Source organism: Peribacillus sp. SIMBA_075, assembly GCF_046534585.1.
Map to the genome: position 1 here is coordinate 1 of NZ_JAWRYN010000016.1, position 21,708 is coordinate 21,708.

Below are 21,708 nucleotides of genomic sequence, written 5' to 3' on the forward strand. Positions count from 1 at the left end.
CATCCAGGAGGCCAACCAGGAATGATGGGAGGCCATCCAGGAGGCCAACCAGGAATGATGGGAGGCCATCCAGGAGGTCAATCAGGAATGATCGGAGGCCATCAAGGAGGCCAACCAGGAATGATGGGAGGCCATCCAGGAGGCCAACCAGGAATGATGGGAGGCCATCCAGGAGGTCAATCAGGAATGATGGGAGGTTTCCAAGGAGGCCAACCAGGAATGATGGGAGGCCATCCAGGAGGTCAACCAGGAATGATGGGAGGCCATCCAGGAGGTCAACCAGGAATGATGGGAGGCTTTCAAGGAGGCCAACCAGGAATGATGGGAGGCTTCCAAGGAGGTCAACCAGGGATGATGGGAGGTCAAGGTGGAGGCCAGCCAGGAAGCCAACCAGGGATGATGGGAGGTCAAGGTGGAGGTCAGCCGGGAAGTCAGCTAGAGATGATGATGCCGGGTCAATTTGGTGGTCAGCCGGGCATGATGCGGGGGCAGCCTGAAGCTATGTTGCCTGGACAAATGGGAGGACAGCCTGGCCAATTCGGTGGCGTTCGTGCTCCTGAAACATTTGGGATACCAACATATGTAGATGAAAGCGATGACTACTAATTATCAAGGAGACAGTGTTTTTAACACTCGTCTCCTCTCTTATATAAATCGTAAGCCAAAGAAAGTCCACCATCTTCAAAGCAGTGTCTATTTAATAACTTTTGAAAAGGGTCATCCAATAATCCTTAAAGGATTCAGCAGTTTTGAAAAATGGGATCGGCAAAGAGAATTGACTTCTTTATTAAAACAAAAGGGTTTCCATCAAACGTATTATATTCATCAGAATTTAATGCCCTTTCAATTCAAAGGGAAATGGTATGGCAGTATGGACTATTTTCCGCCGAGTAAGAAAAAATTCCGATTTTCCAATCATAAGGACCGTTTAGAGGGAATTCAGTTACTGGAAAGCTTCCATGATGTTTCTGAACATCTCTCCATTAATGCGCCTGTTTTTGATCAATCAAAAAAATGGAAAGAGCGTTTATCACTATTTAAAAATAACTTTTCTTATGTTCGCCAATATGTTTCCGAAGATATTATTAAAGAATGGATTAGATGGGGGGAGTGGGCATTAGAGGGTTTTGATAAGAACCAGTCTTTATGGAGTAAGGAAAAGAAAGTCATCATTCATGGTGATTGTGCCCACCATAATTTCTTGCGGAGAGAAGACGGCACTTTAACCTTAATCGATTTTGATCTAATGTCAAGTGCTCCAAGATGCATTGATTATTTACAGTATGCAAATCGAATTTCACCTCATTTGGAAGATGCGGCCACCAAGTTGTGGGAAGTGCCGCAATTGCAAAGCTATCAGTCTGACCTGGCCTTTTTATATGCTTTAACTTATCCTACGGATATTTTCCGTGAATGGAATCGTCTTAATAAAAGTTCTTCTCAGCTTCATTCGGTCTGGAAAATGACTGTGGAAGGTTTTTCGGAGCGGATTGAGATGAATGAAAAATTGGAGAAGAAGATTTCTTCCCTAAAGAGGAAATAAAACGCGCTTTTGGCCGTAACTTACAGAGTACATTCATCGTTAGACACCCATGCTAATTATGAGCGGAATATAGCTCATTCTATTGCAATGGGAGGGTTATTTTGCAGAAAATAAAATGGACACTGCCACTTTATACGGTATTAGCCGCTGTCAGTTTGGTTGGATGCGCTAATAATGATACAGCGAAAAACGAAAATATAACGAATGAAACAGGGTACCATACAACTGAAAAAGATGTATTGGTACGAAACATCAATTATCGGAATATGGGGCAAGGCCTTTACGATAAAGATGATGCATACAGTACGCGGGATCGTAATTACCATGGCCATGAAAGTAAACCGCTGAGGGCCCGATCATCTTATTATAATTCTTATGAAGGCACGTTAGCCGACAAAGCTAATGGAATCGCCAATGGAGTGGACCCTGTTATCGATGCCAGAACAATCATCATGAAAGACGAAATGCTGGTTGCCTTGCTGCTTAATGACTACAGCCAAGCAAAAAATGTCAAAGAAAAAGTCAAGAATGAAATCGGACCGCTTTCAAATGGCCGGAACCTATACGTCACAACCGATCAAGGTGTCTATTATAGGTCGATGACACTTGATAACAATCTTCGTGATGGCGATACGAGGGAAATGGTCATTCTGGATGCCAATGACATGTTCGAGAATCTTAACATTCATCAAGATCACTTAAAATAATTACAGGGCTGACCCCGATTCCATGGTCAGCCCTTTTAGATTTTTTCTGGTTAATAATCCTTATTTGGGTCAAACTACTTAAAAAGTAAACGCCTTAAGAGGTGAGAATATTGATTAATCAACTAAGGATCCAATTTTTCATGATACTTTTCATCCTGCCATTTTGTTTAACCGTTTATGCCGAAGGACCTGTGCAGAAGGAAAATGAACCAATTGAAAGGAAAGTCATCCTTCAGCGTATGTATCTGGATGGCGAGTTAAGTGAGGAGAAATTGACAGAAACAATTTGGTCGATGGAAGACTTTTGGTCAAAATATCAAGGGTGGAAAGTAGTCGATCAAAATGAAGAACATATTGTCCTTAAGAAAATTGAAAATGACATATCTCCGCTTTTAAAAGCGAATGGTTATCTTGGGATGAGGGAAGATGGTACGTTATCCATTTTTATCGGAAGGCCTGAGCACGCCAAGATCATTCATACTTTTTACCAAATAGACGTTGGTAAACTTGAAGTATACAAGCAGGAGGAACTGCAAAAAGGGATACCGATCATGAATAAAGACCAATATAAACAGCTCATTAAAGAATATGAGCCATATTCGGTAAACTAGGATGGGATGACACCCATCCTCTTTGTTTTTCTCCAGAAAACCGTAAACCCCAAATGCGATAAAACGGGATAGCGTCCATTGGAAAAGTCTTTGCCGACTACTAAATAACTTTTAATGAACAACCCTTCTTTTTTATGATAAAATGAGAGGTACAGCAAAATCAGGGAGAGAATTAATTTGTATGATTATATAGAAGGCAAGGTCGATTATATTGGACCTGAATACATAGTTGTGGAAAATGGGGGAATCGGATATCAAGTGATGACGCCGAATCCTTTTATTTTTTCCGCCCAATACCAGAAAGAAATCCAAGTTTTTTTATATCATTATGTGCGCGAGGATATGGCTGCATTTTACGGATTTCAGACTCGGCAAGAAAAGGCATTATTCACAAAATTATTGAATGTAACCGGAATCGGACCGAAGGGTGCTCTAGCCATATTAGCATCAGGACAAGTTGATCAGGTGGTGCAGGCGATCGAAAGTGAAGATGAATCGTTTTTGGTGAAATTCCCGGGAGTCGGCAAGAAAACGGCACGGCAAATGATTCTGGATTTAAAAGGGAAACTTGAGAACATTATTCCGGATGCCTTTCCAAGCTTGTTTAACGAAGGCGTCACGGCCGCACTCAGTCCCAATGGTTATACGGAAGCGTTGGATGAAGCCATTCTTGCTTTAAAGGCTCTTGGTTATTCTGAAAAGGAAATCCAAAAGGTTGCTAAGAAGTTGCAGACGGAAGATATGACGACCGAGCAATACATTAAGAAAGCATTGCAAATGATGTTAAGATAAGGAGTGGCGCAATGGAGGAGAGAATATTCAATCAGGAAGCCGATCTGAACGAACTATCCTTTGAACAAAGCCTGCGGCCGCAAAACTTAAAGCAATATATTGGACAGGATAAAGTGAAAGCGAATTTGAGCGTATACATCGAAGCGGCAAGGATGAGGGAAGAAACGCTTGATCATGTACTTTTATATGGACCGCCCGGACTTGGGAAGACGACGCTAGCTGTCATCATCGCCAATGAAATGGGTGTCAATATCCGCACGACTTCCGGTCCCGCCATTGAGCGGCCGGGAGATCTGGCGGCCATTTTGAGTGCACTTGAGCCCGGTGATGTGTTATTCATTGATGAGATTCACCGTCTTCCTCGTGTTGTCGAAGAAGTGCTATACCCGGCTATGGAGGACTTCTGTCTGGATATTGTAGTCGGTAAGGGGCCGGAAGCCCGTTCGATCAGAATCGACCTGCCTCCGTTCACCCTCGTAGGGGCCACGACACGTGCAGGGTCACTATCTGCACCGCTCAGGGACCGTTTTGGCGTTTTAAGCCGTCTTGAATATTATACGGAAAACCATTTGGCTGATATCATCATCCGTACAGCAAGAATCATGGATACGGAAATGAATGATCAGGCAGCTGCAGAGCTTGCAAGAAGGTCAAGGGGAACCCCGAGAATTGCTAATCGGCTGTTACGGAGGGTCAGGGATTTCGCCCAGGTACGCGGTGATGGTACGATAACTGCCGAACTTGCCGATTATGCGCTTGAATTAATGCAGGTCGACCGTTTAGGACTCGATCATATTGACCATAAATTACTTAAAGGGATCATTGAAAAATTCCGTGGCGGGCCCGTGGGTCTGGAAACGATTGCTGCAACGATTGGCGAAGAGGCACATACGATCGAAGACGTGTATGAACCATATCTGTTACAAGTCGGTTTTCTTCAGCGGACTCCAAGAGGCCGGATGGCAACACAGCTGGTTTATGAGCATTTCGGAATGGAGATGCCTGAATGATGAATATACCAAAAATGGTAATGATACTGGGTGTGATTATATTCGTGATTGGTTTTGCGATGAAATATATCCATCTCGGCAGGCTGCCGGGAGATATTTTTCTGAAAAAGGGGAATACGACTTTTTACTTTCCTATCGTTACATCAATCATCGTCAGTGTTGTGTTGTCCGCCATTTTTTATTTGATCGGCCGTTTTAAATAATAATTACAGCTTGATAGACAGGTTAGGAAGTGGAACAGATGAAATTGGAAATGTTTGATTTTCATTTACCGGAGGAATTGATTGCACAAGTTCCTTTGGAGGATAGGGAAGCAAGTAGATTGATGGTGTTGGACAAAGAAACCGGTAGGCTCCAGCATGATGTATTCAGCCATATCACGGAATATATCAAACCGGGAGATTGCCTGGTGTTGAATGATACGAAGGTGCTGCCGGCCCGGCTATACGGCAGTAAAGAAGAAACGGGTGCAAAGGTTGAAGTATTGCTGCTTAAGCAAGAGCATGATGATGTATGGGAAACGCTCGTGAAGCCAGCCAAACGGATTAAAGTAGGCTCGAAAATCATTTTTGGCGATGGTAAACTAAGTGCCGTCTGTACAGGTGTACTTGAGCATGGCGGCCGAATCCTTGAATTTAAATATGAAGGCATATTTTATGAAATACTAGAGAAGCTTGGCGAAATGCCTTTACCTCCATATATCAAGGAACAACTCGACGATCAGGACCGTTATCAAACGGTATATGCGCGTGAACGGGGATCTGCAGCGGCACCTACGGCAGGCCTGCACTTTACCGAGGATTTGCTCGGGAAACTTAAAGGGATGGGTGTCCACATCGCTTTCATCACGCTACATGTTGGGCTTGGTACGTTCCGTCCTGTCAGTGTGGATGATATTGACAGCCACGAAATGCATTCAGAGTTTTATCAAATGACTGAAGGCACAGCCAGATTACTGAATGATGTGAAAGAAAAAGGCGGGAAAATCATCACGGTCGGCACTACGTCAACAAGGACATTAGAAACGATTGCGTCCCGTAATGATGGGGTTTTCAAGGAAGAGAATGGCTGGACGAGCATCTTCATTTATCCGGGTTATGAGTTCAAAGGGATAGATGCGATGATAACGAACTTCCATTTACCGAAATCTACTTTAATCATGCTTATTTCTGCACTTGCAGGCAGGGAGCATATCCTTCATGCCTATGAAACGGCCGTTGAAGAAAAATACAGGTTCTTTAGTTTTGGAGATGCAATGTTAATTAAGTAATAAAGAGTGAGAAGCTCTTGAAGGGAGTTATTGCGTTGACTGCAATAAGATATGAGTTAATCAAAACATGTAAACAGACAGGGGCACGGCTAGGCCGGGTTCATACGCCGCATGGTTCTTTTGAAACGCCGGCATTCATGCCGGTTGGAACGATGGCTACTGTCAAAACGATGTCCCCGGAAGATTTGAAACAAATGGGGGCAGGCATCATCCTGAGCAATACGTACCACTTATGGCTCCGCCCGGGGCATGAAATCATCAAGGAAGCTGGCGGATTGCATAAGTTCATGAACTGGGATCGCGCGATTCTGACGGATTCAGGCGGCTTTCAAGTCTTCAGTTTGAGTGAATTCCGCAAAATTGAAGAAGAGGGCGTACATTTCAGGAACCATCTGAATGGTGATAAATTATTTTTATCCCCAGAAAAAGCGATGGAAATCCAAAACGCGCTAGGCTCCGATATTATGATGGCATTCGATGAATGTCCGCCATTTCCGGCAACCGAAGAGTATATGAAGAAATCGGTTGAACGGACATCACGCTGGGCGGAACGCTGTTTGAATGCCCATGAGCGCCCAAATGACCAAGGACTGTTCGGGATCGTTCAAGGCGGGGAGTTTGAAAACCTTCGTAAACAAAGTGCAAAAGACCTTGTCTCCCTTGATTTTCCGGGTTATGCTATTGGAGGACTATCCGTAGGGGAACCGAAGGATATCATGAACCGCGTTCTTGAGTTTACAAGTCCGCTGCTTCCAACTAACAAACCGCGTTACCTGATGGGGGTAGGTTCGCCGGACTCATTGATCGATGGTGCAATCCGCGGTGTCGATATGTTTGACTGTGTACTGCCGACGCGAATTGCGCGTAATGGTACGCTGATGACGAGCAATGGGCGGCTGGTTGTGAAAAATGCGAAATATGCACGCGATTTTGGTCCAATCGATGAAAATTGCGATTGCCATGTTTGCAAGAATTATAGCCGGGCATATATCCGCCATTTGATTAAATGTGAAGAAACCTTCGGAATTCGTCTTACGACTTACCATAACCTTCATTTTCTGTTAAACTTAATGGAACAGGTCAGACAAGCTATTCGAGAAGATCGTCTTGGAGACTTTAGGGAAGAGTTTTTTGAGCAATATGGTTTCAACGAACCAAATGCGAGAAACTTCTAATTCCATAAATATTTTAATGAACGAAAGGAGTGAATTTACAAATGGGTTCTTTAACACAAATACTTCCGTTGATCTTAATGTTCGTATTGTTCTATTTCTTATTGATCCGTCCGCAGCAAAAACGCCAAAAGGCTACGCAAAGCATGCAAACTAGCTTGAAAAAAGGTGATAAAGTTGCTACTATCGGCGGCATGCACGGAACAATCGATTCAATCGATGAATTGAAAATCGTCATTAAATCACCAGACGGTACAAAACTGACTTTCGACCGTGCTTCAATCCGTGAAATTACGGAAAGCGCACCAAATAAAGAAGCAACATTATAAGACAAACGAAAACCGGGCCATGTGCCCGGTTTTTTTGCTGTGTTTTTTTAATTGGTGCGTGATTCGGAGCTCATGTTTACCCCAAGCACGCCACCCATCATGGCCGTAATGACAAAACAGCCGTAGTAGATCCATTGCTTGATGGTGAAGAGTGCATCGTGACCTAAATATTGAAAAAGGAACACGACCAACAGATAAAGCAGCCCAGTACTTCCTCCTAAGAATAGTCCTTGCTTTTTCCCTTTGCCTCCTGATATGAATCCACCAATGAACAGCGATAAAAAGGACACGATCATGATCACATATGTCAGGGATGATTCCGTCAGTGAAGTAAAACGAAGAAGGATGGAAACGATTAAACTTGCAATCATCGCTATGGCAAAGATGGAGCCTACGCCATAAATTACGGCGACACTCATTTTTTTAGTTTCGATGGGTATTCCTCCTTTTTAAAAGGCTGTTACGTTTTAGCCTGTTTATGTGTTAGTACAAGCATATTCCCGGTATGGAACCTTTAGACCAGGTTTACAGAAGCTTCCCATAAAATTAGAAAAGAATATGGAGTAATTTTTCAGTCCCCAAGCCATGCTATGGATGAAGGATGTGTTAAATGAAGTGGAAACCTATCTGGCTATTATTTTTAGAACAACAGTGATCTATCTAGTCATCTGGTTCCTTTTTCGAATGATGGGTAAGCGGGAAGTAGGGGAACTTAGCGTTCTTGATTTAGTGGTATCCATCATGATAGGGGACATTGCCGTGCTATCCTTTGAAGATTTGGAAAAACCGTTTGTTCGACAGACTATCCCAATGTTTGTCCTCGCGGGCCTCCAAATGACATTGGCATTGATCTCATTGAAAAGTGTCAGGTTTCGCAATTTCATGGACGGTAAGCCGCAGATCATTATCAATCAGGGGAAAATAGATGAAAAGGCGATGCGTAAACAACGATATAATTTTGATGACTTATTGACCCAGCTTCGTGAACAAGGAATTAATGATTTAAATGTTGTTAAATTTGCCATCCTTGAAACTTCAGGGAAGCTCTCGGTGATTAAAAATACGCAGGAAGAAAGGTCGGAAAGTGTAGAAACTCCCTACCCACTTATAATCGACGGCGAGATTCAGGAGGCTAATCTCGATAAAATTGGCAAAAATCATTTTTGGCTCCGGTACCAGTTGAAAAAAATGGGAGAAACGAATATTAAAGAGATTTCGATTTGCGGATACATAGATGGCCAATTTTACATCGATAAGAATGAAACGAAGAAATGACCGAAGCCGTTAAATGCTTCGGTTCAATTTATTTCCAAGCAAACTTTGATAAAAAGCCGCCCACTACAGGAATCCTGATCAAATCCGCTTTTTTTATGCTGCCTGTCATGAGGAGGGAAAATGTGAACAGCAGGATCACGACCGTCACGGACAGCAAAAGCCGTCCCCCAAGAGGCAGTGAGGAGAGCGGGACTTTATAAAGATAATAACCGCCCCAGCCTGAAATTAAGGCAAGGCCCAAAGCTGACATATAGCTCCGGAAATGAAGCGTGAAAGGGACGACCTTCAGTACGGTTGAAAAGTGCAGAAAAGTAACGAGCATCGAACCGACGGCTATCCCGATTGCGGCTCCCATGATCCCGAAACTTTCCTTCGACGCCAGCAGCCAAATCACACCGATTTTAAGGATGTTCCCAGCCAGACTGTTGAACATTGCGGCTTTTGCTAAATCCAGTGCTTGAAGCATGGACTGTAGCGGGTACTGAAAATAATAAAGGATAAAAAAAGGTGCCAGGAATTTAATGAAAACAGCAGCATGGGAAGAGCCATACATGACTTGTAAAATAGGTTCGGCAAAAATGAACAGAATGACGACAGCTAAACAGCCTGTGATAAAGGTGATTTTCAGGGACTGTTGAAGCCTGTGCTCAACGAGTAGAAAGTTTCCGGTCGTACGGGCTTCGCTCACTGCGGGGACAAGTGCCGTCGCCAATGATGACGTAACGAAAGAAGGAAGCATGAGTAAAGGCAGTGCGTACCCTGTCAATTCCCCGTATTGGCTGGTGGCTGCTGCCGCGGTGACACCGGCGATTGCCAAACTCTGGGCAACCACTATCGGTTCAAAAAACCACGAAACTGATCCAATCATCCTGCTTCCGGTAGTAGGAAGGGCAATCCCCATCAATTCGGTGAACGTTCCTTTTCCTGATTTGACATTCTTGATAAATCCTTTCCGGAACTTAAAATGTTTCTTTAATTTAAAGCTAGTCAATAAGTAGATGAGTGAAACAAGTTCTCCGATAATTGAAGCGAACATCGCCCCGGCTGCAGCGTATTCGATTCCATATGGCAAAAAGGCCTTCGTCAGGACGGCTATGAATGTGATTCGTGCCACCTGTTCGATGACTTGTGAGAAAGCGAAGGGCTTCATATTTTGCTTCCCTTGGAAATAACCGCGCAGTACGGATGAAATGGCGATGATCGGTACGATAGGAGCGATTGCCATGAGCGGCCACATCGTCCGATCGTCAGTGAATAGGTATTCTGAGAGAACCGGCGCGAAAAGCAGCATTGCAGGAGTGAAAATCATCGATAGAGTAAAGGTGCAGGCCAAAGAGACGACAAGGATTTTCTTGATTTTCCGTTCATCACCTTTGGCATTGGCCTCAGCAACGAATTTGGAAATGGCGATAGGCAGGCCTAACTGGGTAATGTTCACGACGAGAAATAGGGTCGGTAAAGCCATCATATATAAACCAACGCCTTCTTCGCCGATGAAGCGGGCGATGACAATGCGGTTAATGAACCCAAGAACCCTTGTAATCAGGCTTGCGATTAATAAAATCAGCGTCCCTTTTAAAAACTTGGACATTGAACTCCCTCCCTGCCTTCTCAAAAAAGCGGTTATGCTATACAATTATCTATATGCTTGTACTTGGACAAAGCATGACAAAAGTGTTTGCGTTCTTACAAATGATCGGATTTCCTTCTAAGAAAATGCGCATTCATATGAGAATCATTTTTACTGGAGGCAAAGTGATGACGAAAAAGAATCATCCCTATCAAAGGTATTATGTAAAGGTACGTCCATTTTTGAAAAGCAAGCGTGAGGAATTCCAAATGGTTGGATTGAATGCCGTAACAGAGGAAGATATATGGGGAACCTTAACCAAAAATAAATGGAAGCGTCCGCAGGAAAACATTCACATTCACGAACTCGTAGCCGACATCGTGACTTTTTCGAGCAACCAGTTCATGACCTTCCAAATGGTTGAAGCCTATAAATCACCAAACCTTTTTGAGCCGATTTCTGAAGATGAGCTGAAGGATCTTTTGAAGGAATAAAGCAAAGATATACTTAAATTGACAGCGGTTTGTATATGACTCATAATAGATATGGTTATGCCTTTTTTGGGAAAATTATGGGAAGCTATGTCTTTTTTCTCAAGAAGCAAAAGGGATGCATTTATTATAAAAAAATGTCAGTTTTATTAAAACTTCAGGAACAGGCGTATTATAGAAAGGGGCCTACTACATAATGGTAAAAAGAAGCAGGATCGTTGCGTTTTTTCTAATCGCACTTTTGATTTTCGCAGCGATGGGAACGACTTCAAAAGGAATCCTAAAGGATATCAAGCTGGGTCTTGATCTTCAAGGCGGTTTTGAAGTGTTATATCAAGTAAAACCGCTGGCTGGGGGAAAGGTTACTCCGGATGTTCTGAAAGCTACAGTGAGCTCCCTTGAGAGGCGTGTCAATGTATTAGGTGTCAATGAACCTAGCATTCAAATTGAAGGGAAGGACAGGATCCGTGTTCAATTGGCCGGAGTTAAAGACCAAAATAAAGCTCGGGAAATCCTATCGACCCAAGCCAAATTATCCTTCCGTGATTACAACGATAAGGAAATGATGACCGGTGCTGACCTGAAAGAAGGCGGCGCGAAACAAACGTTCCAAGATAATAAACCGGTTGTTGAAGTCACATTGAAAGATGTGGATAAGTTTAAAGAAATCACTCAAAAAATTTCCACGATGCAACGTCCGACAAATGTACTTGCAATCTGGTTGGATTTCGAGAAAGGAAAAGACTCCTTTAAAGATCCGGCTTCACAGGACAATATGATATCCGCTCCAGCTGTCAGTGAAGTTTTTAATACGAAGAAGGTATATATCACCGGTCAATTTACGGTGGAAGAAGCGAAAGAGCTTGCAGCCCTTCTGGATGCAGGTGCCCTGCCTGTTGATCTAAAGGAAAAGTACTCCACATCTGTAGGTGCCCAATTTGGTGCAGGTGCCCTGCATGATACTGTTTTTGCAGGGATCATCGGAATTGCACTTGTTTTCATCTTCATGCTTGTGTATTACCGCTTCCCTGGATTCATTGCAGTCGTCACTTTAAGCATATACCTTTTCTTGACGCTATTGGTGTTCGATTGGATGAATGCGGTCCTTACGCTGCCTGGTATTGCGGCATTGGTACTCGGGGTCGGGATGGCTGTCGATGCCAACATCATAACCTACGAGCGGATCAGAGATGAATTGAAACTTGGCCGTTCTGTAAAAGCAGCTTATAAAGAAGGTACGAAAAACTCACTTGCCACGATTACGGATGCGAACTTAACGACCTTGCTGGCTGCGGCTGTTCTATTCTTTTATGGAACAAGCTCCGTTAAAGGGTTTGCGACCACTTTGATCATTTCGATTTTAATGAGTTTCATTACAGCCGTCTATGGTACACGTCTTTTCATGAGCCTTTGGGTGAATAGCGGGTTCCTTGACAAACGCACAACCTGGTTTGGCGTGAAGAAGAAATACATTCACGATTTATCGGAGAAAATTAATTTAATGTCATTGCCAACACGCTTTGATAAAATCGATTTCGTCAAACATCGGAAAGTTTTTTATGGCATTTCAGTCGGTGTAACGATTATCGGGATCATTTTCCTGCTCGTCTTCAGATTGAATCTAGGTATTGATTTCACGAGCGGTACCCGGATTGAGATTGCGTCCAAAGATGTCTTGACGAAACAGCAAGTCGAAACCGAAATTGTCAAGGTCGGCATTGACGAGAATGATGTCAAGGATGTCAGGCTCACTGGAAAAGAAAATAAAAATGCTGTCGTTCGGACAGTCGGTGTCCTTGATAAGCAGGAAATCGCAAAATTGAAGGACCATTTCAAGAAGGATTATGGAGCAGAACCGAATGTCAGCACCGTATCGCCGACAGTCGGAAAAGAACTCGCGAAAAATGCCATGGTTGCGTTAGCGATTGCATCACTCGGAATCATTTTGTATGTATCGATACGATTTGAATGGCGAATGGCTGTACCTGCTGTCGTAGCGCTTATACATGACGCGTTCTTCATCATAACGATATTTAGTGTATTTCGGCTCGAGGTGGATATCACCTTCATTGCTGCGGTACTGACGATCGTCGGTTATTCGATCAATGATACGATCGTAACCTTTGACAGGATTCGTGAAAACTTACGCTTCAGTCGTAAAGTCAAAACCGCTGAAGAGCTTGAGAATATTGTAAATATCAGTATCAGGCAAACATTGACGAGATCCATTAACACCGTACTAACCGTTCTCATTACGGTTATCGCGTTGATGATCTTCGGCAGTGAAGCTATCCGAAACTTCTCAATTGCCCTGTTTATCGGTTTAATATGTGGCGTGTATTCGTCTCTATTAATCGCGTCCCAATTCTGGCTTGATTTAAAAATCAGGGAATTGAAGAAAAAAGGACCACTGAACACCGCAAAAGAAAAGAAACAAAGTCTTGAAGGACAAGTTTAATATGTGAGAGGAGGCTGGCATGATGCCAGCCTTCTTTTTGTGAGACTAGCTTTTTGAATAGGGAATTACAGCCATTTTTGAGTTTAAAATAAATTGAAACCGTTATTGTCGTTTTGTATAATAAGTAAGTTAAGGGGTGAATTCATGTTAAAACCAAAAACCCGGTGGAACTTGCGAACTGCCGATGAAAACAAAGTTGCTGTACTAGCTGAAGAGCTTCATATCACACCTTTGGTTGCAGCCCTGCTTGTGAATCGAGGCCTGGACACGATTGAAAGTGCCCGATCATTTTTATTTGTAAAAAATCAAACTTTTCATGATCCATTTTTATTGAAAGATATGGATAAAGCAGTCTATAGAATAAGAGAAGCGATTCAAAATGGAGAAAAAATACGGATTTTCGGTGATTATGACGCAGATGGCGTGACATCGACCACAGTGATGATGACGGCGCTAACGAGATTGGGGGCCGATGTGGATTTTTATATCCCGAATCGGTTTACAGAGGGCTACGGTCCGAATCCGATGGCGTTCCGCCTTGCAGCTGAGCAAGGGGTGAAGGTATTAATAACCGTCGATACCGGAATTTCTGCAGTCGATGAAGCGAAACTTGCCGGCGAGCTTGGCATGGATTATATTTTGACCGACCACCATGAACCTGGACCGGAACTGCCTGAGGCATTGGCAATCATCCATCCTAAACTTGAGGACAGTTCCTACCCATTTGAAGATCTTGCAGGAGTAGGTGTCGCTTTTAAGCTGGCACACGCTTTGCTAGGGGAATTGCCTGAGGATTTACTTGAAATAGCGGCCATCGGCACCATTGCGGATTTAGTGCCTTTAAAAGGGGAGAACCGCCTCATCGCTGCGAAAGGGATCGAGCAGTTACGATTGACTGGCCGTCCGGGGCTTGTTGCTCTAATGAAAGTGGCGAATGTTCAGCAGGAAGCATTGAATGAAGAATCAATCGGTTTTGCGATGGCACCGCGGATCAATGCTGTCGGACGACTTGGAGATGCTGACCCGGCTGTGGATTTATTGATGTCTGAAAACTTGGCAGAAGCGATGGAACTTGCCAATGAAATCAATGATATTAATAAAGAGCGTCAGGCGATGGTTGCGGCAATGGCGGAAGAAGCGATTCAAGAGGTTGAGGAAAACTTCCCGCCTGAGTCCAATGGTGTGCTTATCATCGGGAGAGAAGGCTGGAACGCAGGGGTAGTGGGTATTGTAGCCTCCAAACTGGTTGAACGCTTTTACCGCCCCACGATTGTATTGAGCTACGACCGGGAAAAGGGGCACGCGAAAGGTTCTGCCCGGAGCATCGCCGGTTTCGATCTTTTTGAAAGTCTTTCCACCTGCCGTGAATTACTGCCTCATTTTGGTGGACATCCGATGGCTGCTGGAATGACATTGAAAATAGAAGATGTTCAGGAGCTTAGGGACCGCATGAACCTGATTGCGAAGGAACAGCTCAGCGAAGAGGACTTCACACCAATTACCAACTTGGATGGAGCAACCACTCTAGCGGAAGTTTCCGTTCAAACGATTCAGGAAATGAGCTTGCTGGCGCCATTTGGGGTTACGAATCCAAAGCCGAAGATTTTGATAGATTCCGTACAGCTTTCAAGTGTCCGAAAAATCGGTGCCAACCAAAATCACTTGAAAGTGCAGCTTGAAGATGGAGAAAATCATAAACTTGATGGAGTGGGCTTCGGTCTAGGTCATTTTGTGGATGAAATAGCTCCGCACGCTGAAGTCTCGGTAATTGGAGAGCTTTCCATCAATGAGTGGAATAATATGAAAAAGCCCCAGATCTTTGTCCAGGATGTCTCTGTAAACCATTGGCAGTTATTCGATTACCGCGGTAAGGGTCAGGCAGAGAAGTGGCTTGCCGACATTCCGGCACAAAACCGGAAGATCGTCATTTTCTCGGAAGATATTTATAGTAGATATCCATTTTTACAAAACCATTCCGATCTCGTTCATATCAAGAATGGACAGGATGCAGATCAGCTCGACTGCTTCGAAGGCCATGTGGTATTTATGGACATGCCGCCGTTAAGGGAATATTTGAAACGGGTGATTGCCAATAAGAACCCATCGCGTATCTATGCACACCTTTCACATGAGCAGGACCATTTCTTAAGTACGATGCCAACAAGGGACCATTTTAAATGGTTTTATGCCTTCCTCGCCAAAAAGGGCCCGCTCGATGTGAAAAGATATGGTGATGACCTTGCCAAGTACCGCGGGTGGTCAAGAGATACCGTGGATTTCATTTCTAAGGTGTTTTTTGAGCTTGGTTTTGTTACAATAGAGAATGGGTTAATCATGCTCACAACCAATGCGAAAAAACGCGATCTCAGTGAATCTGAATCGTATATAAGAAAGAAAGAGCAATTTGAGCTTGAACAAGAGCTTGTTTATTCTTCCTATCAGCAATTATTCGATTGGTTCAATCATTATTTAGTTCATGAGGCAACAGACCTTGAGGAGGAAACAAAGCAATGGATTTAAAGCAATATGTAACAATTGTACAAGACTGGCCGAAACCGGGTATTGTCTTCAAAGATATTACAACATTAATGGATAACGGCGCAGCTTATAAATACGCAACAGACCAAATCGTCGAGTACGCTCGCGATAAAAATATCGATTTAGTGGTCGGACCGGAAGCACGCGGATTCATTATCGGATGTCCAGTCGCATACTCATTGGAAGTGGGCTTTGCACCAGTGAGAAAAGAAGGGAAACTTCCGCGTGAAACGATAAAAGTCGAATATGGTTTAGAATACGGCAAGGATGTTTTGACTATCCATAAAGATGCCATTAAACCGGGACAGCGTATTCTGATCACGGACGATTTACTTGCAACTGGCGGTACGATCGAAGCGACGATCAAATTGGTTGAACAGCTTGGCGGAATTGTTGCCGGGATTGCATTCCTTATTGAATTGACGGACTTGGATGGCAAAGATAAATTAGACGGCTATGATGTCTTGACATTAATGAGCTTTTAATAAAGAAGAGCACTCTGACCAGGGTGCTCTTTCTGTTTTACCCGATTTAAATGGATTTTGTCGAATTTCCAGTGAAAAAATGCAGTATTCTTTATAAAATACACGTTTTACTCTTTACATCCTTGCCTTTTTTTTCGATAATAGTAATAATAAAGAGTTTTTCTGCTAATAAGTTTATTTGCACTTGCATCCGTGTTAAGCGGATTTATTTTTTTTCGCAAAAATTGTCACGTTTTGCAGAATAAAGGGAAGTGCTACCAATCATACTCAATCCGGTTTATATCCGGTGGCAGTTAAAGTGGGGTTAAGGTGATTAAATGGCTAATGATCAAATATTGACTGCCGAGCAGGTTGTAGAACGGGCCAGCTTATATCTTCAGCCGGAAGAAGCTGAATTTATTCATAGAGCGTTTAAGTATGCAGAGTATTCTCACCGGGAACAATTCCGTAAATCGGGGGAGCCGTATATTATTCATCCGATTCAAGTGGCGGGCATTCTTGCTGATCTAGAAATGGACCCTGCAACTATTGCGGCAGGTTTTTTACATGATGTTGTTGAAGACACGGAGATCACTCTGAAGGATATTGAAGAGAATTTCAGTCCTGAAGTCGCCATGCTCGTAGATGGCGTGACCAAATTAGGGAAAATCAAGTATAAATCACAACAAGAGCAACAGGCGGAAAACCATCGGAAAATGTTCGTGGCGATGGCCCAGGATATTAGGGTCATCTTGATCAAGCTTGCCGACAGACTGCACAATATGCGGACATTGAAGCATCTGCCGCAGGAAAAGCAGAGAAGGATATCGAACGAGACGCTGGAAATCTTCGCCCCCCTTGCCCATCGTCTTGGTATCAGTACGATTAAATGGGAACTTGAAGATACTGCACTAAGGTATTTGAATCCTCAGCAGTATTACCGAATCGTCAACCTGATGAAGAAAAAGCGTGCAGAACGTGAACAGTATCTGGAAGAAGTCATTGATGAAGTGCGTAAAAACGTTGAGGAAGTCAACATTAAGGCTGACCTTTCCGGCAGACCGAAACATATATACAGCATTTATCGCAAAATGGCTTTGCAAAATAAGCAGTTCAGCGAAATTTATGATTTGCTTGCAGTCCGGATCGTCGTCAATAGCATAAAAGATTGCTATGCCGTTTTAGGGATCATCCATACATGCTGGAAGCCGATGCCTGGCCGATTTAAAGACTATATCGCCATGCCTAAGCCAAATATGTATCAATCGCTCCATACGACGGTGATCGGCCCGAAAGGCGATCCGCTGGAAGTGCAGATCCGTACTTCCGATATGCATCGCATTGCGGAGTTCGGGGTTGCCGCGCATTGGGCTTATAAAGAAGGAAAAGATGTAGGTGAACAGCCTTCATTAGAAGAAAAATTGACTTGGTTCCGGGAAATTCTTGAATTCCAGGATGATGCGACAAATGCCGAGGAATTCATGGAATCACTTAAAATTGATCTTTTTTCTGATATGGTATTCATTTTCACGCCAAAAGGCGATGTCATCGAACTGCCATCAGGATCCAACCCGATTGATTTCGCTTACAGGATTCACTCGGAAATCGGAAATAAAACGATCGGTTCCAAAGTGAACGGGAAAATGGTACCGCTGGATTATAAATTGAAAACTGGCGACATCATTGAAATCCTGACATCTAAGCATTCATATGGTCCAAGTCAGGACTGGCTTAAACTCACTCAAACATCTCAAGCGAAAAATAAGATCCGCCAATTTTTCAAAAAGCAGCGCCGCGAAGAAAATATCGAAAAGGGCAAAGAGCTTGTTGAAAAGGAAATCAAGGAAATGGAGTTCGATCTGAAAGAAATCCTTTCTGCCGAGAACATCAAGCGTGTTGCAGATAAATTCAATTTCCTGAATGAAGAAGATATGTATGCAGCAGTCGGGTATAACGGAATAACAGCACTTCAGGTGGCTAACCGCCTTACCGAAAAGTGGCGTAAGCAGAAAATGGTCGAGCAAGAAGCGGATATTTCAGAAGCGGTAGCCGATCTGAAAACCTTTTCCAATTCATCTAAAAAACGTGACTCAGGTGTAAGGGTACCGGGGATTGATAACCTGCTTATCCGTTTATCACGCTGTTGCAACCCAGTTCCAGGAGATGAAATCGTTGGTTATATAACCAAAGGCCGTGGAGTTTCAGTCCATAGGCAAGACTGCCCGAACCTGGAAAGCGGTGATTCCGATCATCGCCTCGTACCGGTTGAATGGGAAAGTACGATTAACGAGCGCAAGGAATACATCGTTGAAATTGAAATCAGCGGGTATGACCGCCGCGGCTTATTAAACGAAGTGCTGCAAGCCGTCAATGAAACCAAGACCAACATTTCAGCGGTCTCGGGTAAATCCGACAGGAATAAGGTGGCGACCATTCACATGTCGATTTATATTCATAACATTGCCCATTTACAAAAGGTCGTTGACCGTATCAAACAAATTTCAGATGTTTATTCCGTTAGACGGATAATGAACTAAGGGGTTATTATTACCATGCGTGTTGTTTTACAACGTTCCAAAGCCGCCAAAGTCGTTGTCGCAGACCAAATAATCGGTCAAATCGACAGCGGGCTCGTTCTATTGGTTGGTGTCACCCATGGGGATACCATCGATGACGCCGCATATTTGGCCGATAAGATTGTCAATCTCAGAATATTTGAAGATGAAAATGAAAAGATGAACCACTCACTATTGGATGTGGGAGGTTCGATTTTATCAGTTTCGCAATTCACCCTATATGGCGATTGCCGTAAAGGCCGTCGACCGAACTTCATGGACGCCGCCCGTCCTGAAGAGGCGAATCAAATATATGAAGCATTTAACGAGGAACTCCGGAATAAAGGCGTCCATACGGAAATAGGTCAATTCGGTGCCATGATGGACGTTCAGCTTACTAATGATGGTCCCGTTACATTAATACTGGAAAGCAAAAAATAACCTGCTGCGGCAGGTTTTTTGTTTTTAATAAATCAGTACGGACGAAATGAAAAGCCAGCTTCGATGGGAAGCTGGCTTTTCTTTATTTGAAATATCGCGCCAATCCATTATAAATGGCGGATGTGATTTTTTCTTGATACTCATTCGATGATAACGTCAATTCTTCCACTGGATTACTTAAATAACCTAGTTCAATAAGTGTAGCTACCCGTTTGTTTTCCCTGATAACATGAAAATCCCCGTATCGTGATCCGCGGTTTGGCACCTGCATGGTGGAACCGAGTGAATTGGCCAGTGTAGTGGCCAATGAACGTTGGTAGCCATGATAGTAGTATGTTGTTATCCCGCTGGTGATCTGGTCCTTGGTGCTATCATAATGGAGGCTGATGAAAGCATCCGCGTTATGGATATGTGAAGTGCCGACCCGGGAAGGGAGCGGAACATATGTATTGCCGCTTCTGGTCAATATCACTTTGGCCCCTGCAGCCTGAAGTTTGTCACGCAGCAACTCGGCCGTCCGGATCGTCAGGTTTTTCTCAAGAGTGCCACCGACCCCTACTGTACCGCTATCCCTGCCGCCATGGCCGGGATCGATAACGATTGTTTTATCCTTTAAATATTTTTCAACCCCAGGGCGTTGGATTTGCTCGGAATTTCCTTCGACCGTCACGATCCACCCCGCAACATAAGCGGTGTTCCCGTTATTTAGTTTAATCGAATACCAATCGCCTTCCATACCTGTTGCGGAGAATGTTTCACCTTCATTGACCTGCTTTACGATTTCCGAGTTGCCATCAGGCTCACTTCTAAAAATCGTTCCATCATGAATGATGGTAATCTTGTTTCCCTTCGCCTCAATCCTCTCTTCCTTTGGCGTTTGTTCAACATTCTCTTTTTCCAAGTACCAACTCACGACCCAGCCCTCTTTTGAACCGGAAAGCTGGATCTGCGTCATGTTTCCCTTTGTTTGTAAGACGGCGTAAGTCTCATCCTTGTTCACCGAACCGATGACCTTGCTGTTTAGAGATGCACCTTTCCGCACATTTAAACCCGTAGCGGTCACCCTTGCAGTGGCTCCTGCCGTATTGATTTTCGAATCACCTTTATCTTGGCTTATTTGTATGTAAGGTTCAGCTACCCAACCGCGGACTCCTTGGAAATCAATTTCGGCCCACTCATTTTCAATGCGATAAACGGTCACTGACGTATTTTTATTCAGCTTTCCTAGCGTTACGCTGCTTCTCGATGGTTCCGAACGGACATTGAGCCGGTCCACCAAAGTGACTCCTGATTTTACGGATTGGTTCGTTGCTTCTTTTTTCTTAGATGAACCTTTCTTCGCTGCATTCCCGGAAGCGGCGGGAAGCTTAAGATAATCAGAAGAGACCCAGCCTTCAAGATCCGTTGTTTTGACTTTTATCCAATTTTCATTCTTTTCAATGATGTCGACAGCTGTTCCTTTATTCAAGGAGCCAACCGTTTGAAATGTTGTACCGGGACCTGTACGGACGCGGACGGAGCTGCCTGAGATCATTCCTTGTCCGGATTCCTTTTTGACCAGGTTGGTGTCCGAATCCGACGTTCTTTCCACTAGCCAATTGGCGACCCAGCCAGTTTTACCGATGCCCATCCGGATTTCGATCCAGTCGCCATCTTCCTTCAGGATTGGATAGGATTCCCCTTTTGCCAGTTTTTTTACGATAGGGAAACTGAGACCCGCGCCTTCACGGACATTGACCACTTTGGACGTCACGATAATTTCCCCTTCATCTTTTCCAAAAGCGTGATCGATGGGGAAAATGGCTGCCATAATCAGCATTAGGATCAGGCCGAATAAACCCGATTTCTTCTTCATAAGTTGTCTCTCCCTTTTAACGTCTATATGTATGTATTCTCGTTCAACAAAAATTTTCCTCTTTCCCTGTGCAAAAAACATTTTTTTTAGGAAAGAATAAAGCTTATATAACACTAGGAGGGAACCACATGAAATTCAGCGAAAAAAATCAAACGAGCTTAAGCGGGGGCAATCAAGTATTAGGTGTCGATTTTCACGATTTCATCCAGAAGGAACAAAGCTCAAACCTTGTTGAATTGGCATCCGAATACGGAGTCAATGTCAGGACGATCAAAAATTTGAAAAAACATTTTAACCAATAAAACGCGACAAAATACTGAAGCCTGCCTTGACATTTGAAGTTAACGTCCGTATGATTATAAAATATCAGACTTATTACTGCAATAACCAATGATGGAGAAGAGTAATTAAGAAACACATGGAAAGAGAGGAAATGCCGAGGCTGAAAGCATTCCACATGATGACTTAATGAAAGAACCCTCCGTAGGCTTCACTCCGAACGGATTTTTTCTTAATAGGAGATGGACGTAAAACAGGCGTTAACTGTTTTGAGCGGGGGCACTTATTTTTTGTGCTTCAACTAGGGTGGCACCACGGGATATCCAAACTCTCGTCCCTTGTAACGGA

General features: G+C 43.6%; 20 protein-coding genes, 1 pseudogene and 1 other annotated feature. Of the genes and pseudogenes, 18 read left to right on the forward strand and 3 right to left on the reverse strand.

Going from position 1 to position 21,708, the window contains the following annotated elements; translation table 11 throughout:
• The 10 genes and pseudogenes from SB775_RS13625 to yajC form a co-directional block, all read left to right on the forward strand.
• Window positions 1-606: pseudogene (locus SB775_RS13625) on the forward strand (hypothetical protein); the annotation flags it as partial.
• On the forward strand, window positions 596-1,543 hold the full coding sequence (locus tag SB775_RS13630; RefSeq protein WP_410861893.1) for a phosphotransferase: 948 nt from the start codon (window positions 596-598) through the stop codon (window positions 1,541-1,543). The pseudogene SB775_RS13625 and the gene SB775_RS13630, both read left to right, overlap by 11 nt.
• A 101-nt stretch (window positions 1,544-1,644) precedes the next feature.
• Window positions 1,645-2,250 carry a YhcN/YlaJ family sporulation lipoprotein gene (locus SB775_RS13635; protein WP_284470112.1) on the forward strand — a complete coding sequence of 202 codons (606 nt, stop codon included), beginning with the start codon at window positions 1,645-1,647 and terminating at the stop codon, window positions 2,248-2,250.
• A gap of 110 nt (window positions 2,251-2,360) precedes the next feature.
• Window positions 2,361-2,861, forward strand: a complete 501-nt coding sequence (locus tag SB775_RS13640; protein WP_061464232.1) for an intercompartmental signaling factor BofC — start codon at window positions 2,361-2,363, stop codon at window positions 2,859-2,861.
• A gap of 177 nt (window positions 2,862-3,038) precedes the next feature.
• Entirely contained in the window at window positions 3,039-3,653 is a 615-nt protein-coding gene (ruvA, locus tag SB775_RS13645) for a Holliday junction branch migration protein RuvA (RefSeq protein ID WP_410861894.1), read from the forward strand.
• An 11-nt stretch (window positions 3,654-3,664) separates the two neighbouring features.
• The gene (gene ruvB, locus SB775_RS13650) at window positions 3,665-4,663 is read left to right on the forward strand and encodes a Holliday junction branch migration DNA helicase RuvB (RefSeq protein ID WP_089361645.1); all 999 of its coding nucleotides are present in this window, start codon (window positions 3,665-3,667) and stop codon (window positions 4,661-4,663) included.
• On the forward strand, window positions 4,660-4,866 hold the full coding sequence (locus SB775_RS13655; protein WP_034308809.1) for a DUF2905 domain-containing protein: 207 nt from the start codon (window positions 4,660-4,662) through the stop codon (window positions 4,864-4,866). The genes ruvB and SB775_RS13655 overlap by 4 nt, the downstream gene beginning before the upstream one ends.
• A 38-nt stretch (window positions 4,867-4,904) precedes the next feature.
• A complete protein-coding gene (gene queA / locus SB775_RS13660; protein WP_410861895.1) occupies window positions 4,905-5,933 on the forward strand; it encodes a tRNA preQ1(34) S-adenosylmethionine ribosyltransferase-isomerase QueA in 1,029 nt (342 codons plus the stop codon).
• A gap of 35 nt (window positions 5,934-5,968) precedes the next feature.
• A complete protein-coding gene (gene tgt, locus SB775_RS13665; RefSeq protein ID WP_061464228.1) occupies window positions 5,969-7,108 on the forward strand; it encodes a tRNA guanosine(34) transglycosylase Tgt in 1,140 nt (379 codons plus the stop codon).
• Between the two features lie 41 nt (window positions 7,109-7,149).
• A complete protein-coding gene (gene yajC / locus SB775_RS13670; protein WP_061464227.1) occupies window positions 7,150-7,434 on the forward strand; it encodes a preprotein translocase subunit YajC in 285 nt (94 codons plus the stop codon).
• Window positions 7,435-7,481: 47 nt separating this feature from the next.
• Here the strand turns inward: yajC and SB775_RS13675 are convergent, their stop codons facing one another.
• On the reverse strand, window positions 7,482-7,853 hold the full coding sequence (locus SB775_RS13675) for a TIGR04086 family membrane protein (RefSeq protein WP_061464226.1): 372 nt from the start codon (window positions 7,851-7,853) through the stop codon (window positions 7,482-7,484).
• A gap of 196 nt (window positions 7,854-8,049) precedes the next feature.
• Between SB775_RS13675 and SB775_RS13680 the strand changes: the two genes are divergently transcribed.
• The gene (locus tag SB775_RS13680) at window positions 8,050-8,709 is read left to right on the forward strand and encodes a DUF421 domain-containing protein (protein ID WP_410861947.1); all 660 of its coding nucleotides are present in this window, start codon (window positions 8,050-8,052) and stop codon (window positions 8,707-8,709) included.
• Between the two features lie 28 nt (window positions 8,710-8,737).
• On the opposite strand, the gene spoVB is transcribed toward SB775_RS13680, so the two are convergent.
• On the reverse strand, window positions 8,738-10,300 hold the full coding sequence (spoVB, locus tag SB775_RS13685) for a stage V sporulation protein B (RefSeq protein WP_410861896.1): 1,563 nt from the start codon (window positions 10,298-10,300) through the stop codon (window positions 8,738-8,740).
• A gap of 167 nt (window positions 10,301-10,467) precedes the next feature.
• Here spoVB and SB775_RS13690 point away from each other — a divergent pair, with 167 nt between their 5' ends.
• From SB775_RS13690 to dtd, 6 genes are all read left to right on the forward strand, one after another.
• Window positions 10,468-10,773, forward strand: coding sequence for a post-transcriptional regulator (locus tag SB775_RS13690; RefSeq protein ID WP_061464223.1), 306 nt, complete (start codon window positions 10,468-10,470; stop codon window positions 10,771-10,773).
• A gap of 193 nt (window positions 10,774-10,966) precedes the next feature.
• Entirely contained in the window at window positions 10,967-13,228 is a 2,262-nt protein-coding gene (gene secDF / locus SB775_RS13695) for a protein translocase subunit SecDF (protein WP_410861897.1), read from the forward strand.
• A gap of 144 nt (window positions 13,229-13,372) precedes the next feature.
• The gene (gene recJ / locus SB775_RS13700) at window positions 13,373-15,748 is read left to right on the forward strand and encodes a single-stranded-DNA-specific exonuclease RecJ (RefSeq protein WP_410861898.1); all 2,376 of its coding nucleotides are present in this window, start codon (window positions 13,373-13,375) and stop codon (window positions 15,746-15,748) included.
• Window positions 15,739-16,251: an adenine phosphoribosyltransferase gene (locus SB775_RS13705; RefSeq protein WP_061464220.1), complete on the forward strand. Its 513-nt coding sequence runs from the start codon at window positions 15,739-15,741 to the stop codon at window positions 16,249-16,251. The genes recJ and SB775_RS13705 overlap by 10 nt, the downstream gene beginning before the upstream one ends.
• Before the next feature lie 317 nt (window positions 16,252-16,568).
• Window positions 16,569-18,767 carry a RelA/SpoT family protein gene (locus SB775_RS13710; RefSeq protein ID WP_061464219.1) on the forward strand — a complete coding sequence of 733 codons (2,199 nt, stop codon included), beginning with the start codon at window positions 16,569-16,571 and terminating at the stop codon, window positions 18,765-18,767.
• 15 nt (window positions 18,768-18,782) lie between these two features.
• Window positions 18,783-19,226 (forward strand): D-aminoacyl-tRNA deacylase, encoded by a 444-nt coding sequence (dtd, locus tag SB775_RS13715; protein WP_410861899.1) that lies wholly within the window; start codon window positions 18,783-18,785, stop codon window positions 19,224-19,226.
• A gap of 82 nt (window positions 19,227-19,308) precedes the next feature.
• Here the strand turns inward: dtd and SB775_RS13720 are convergent, their stop codons facing one another.
• Entirely contained in the window at window positions 19,309-21,081 is a 1,773-nt protein-coding gene (locus SB775_RS13720; protein ID WP_410861900.1) for an N-acetylmuramoyl-L-alanine amidase family protein, read from the reverse strand.
• 128 nt (window positions 21,082-21,209) lie between these two features.
• On the opposite strand from SB775_RS13720, the gene SB775_RS13725 reads away from it, so the two are divergent.
• On the forward strand, window positions 21,210-21,383 hold the full coding sequence (locus SB775_RS13725; RefSeq protein ID WP_176431781.1) for a hypothetical protein: 174 nt from the start codon (window positions 21,210-21,212) through the stop codon (window positions 21,381-21,383).
• A gap of 79 nt (window positions 21,384-21,462) precedes the next feature.
• Window positions 21,463-21,702: a binding site (T-box leader), on the forward strand.
• The last annotated feature ends 6 nt before the right edge of the window (window positions 21,703-21,708 follow it).

Coding starts and splice junctions, on each gene's coding strand:
- SB775_RS13705 (WP_061464220.1), top strand. CDS start 15,739: ATGGATTTAAAGCAATATGTAACAATTGTACAAGACTGGCCGAAACCG.
- spoVB (WP_410861896.1), bottom strand. CDS start 10,300: ATGTCCAAGTTTTTAAAAGGGACGCTGATTTTATTAATCGCAAGCCTG.
- yajC (WP_061464227.1), top strand. CDS start 7,150: ATGGGTTCTTTAACACAAATACTTCCGTTGATCTTAATGTTCGTATTG.
- dtd (WP_410861899.1), top strand. CDS start 18,783: ATGCGTGTTGTTTTACAACGTTCCAAAGCCGCCAAAGTCGTTGTCGCA.
- SB775_RS13710 (WP_061464219.1), top strand. CDS start 16,569: ATGGCTAATGATCAAATATTGACTGCCGAGCAGGTTGTAGAACGGGCC.
- recJ (WP_410861898.1), top strand. CDS start 13,373: ATGTTAAAACCAAAAACCCGGTGGAACTTGCGAACTGCCGATGAAAAC.
- SB775_RS13630 (WP_410861893.1), top strand. CDS start 596: ATGACTACTAATTATCAAGGAGACAGTGTTTTTAACACTCGTCTCCTC.
- SB775_RS13720 (WP_410861900.1), bottom strand. CDS start 21,081: ATGAAGAAGAAATCGGGTTTATTCGGCCTGATCCTAATGCTGATTATG.
- SB775_RS13655 (WP_034308809.1), top strand. CDS start 4,660: ATGATGAATATACCAAAAATGGTAATGATACTGGGTGTGATTATATTC.
- SB775_RS13690 (WP_061464223.1), top strand. CDS start 10,468: ATGACGAAAAAGAATCATCCCTATCAAAGGTATTATGTAAAGGTACGT.
- SB775_RS13725 (WP_176431781.1), top strand. CDS start 21,210: ATGAAATTCAGCGAAAAAAATCAAACGAGCTTAAGCGGGGGCAATCAA.
- queA (WP_410861895.1), top strand. CDS start 4,905: ATGAAATTGGAAATGTTTGATTTTCATTTACCGGAGGAATTGATTGCA.
- ruvB (WP_089361645.1), top strand. CDS start 3,665: ATGGAGGAGAGAATATTCAATCAGGAAGCCGATCTGAACGAACTATCC.
- SB775_RS13675 (WP_061464226.1), bottom strand. CDS start 7,853: ATGAGTGTCGCCGTAATTTATGGCGTAGGCTCCATCTTTGCCATAGCG.
- secDF (WP_410861897.1), top strand. CDS start 10,967: ATGGTAAAAAGAAGCAGGATCGTTGCGTTTTTTCTAATCGCACTTTTG.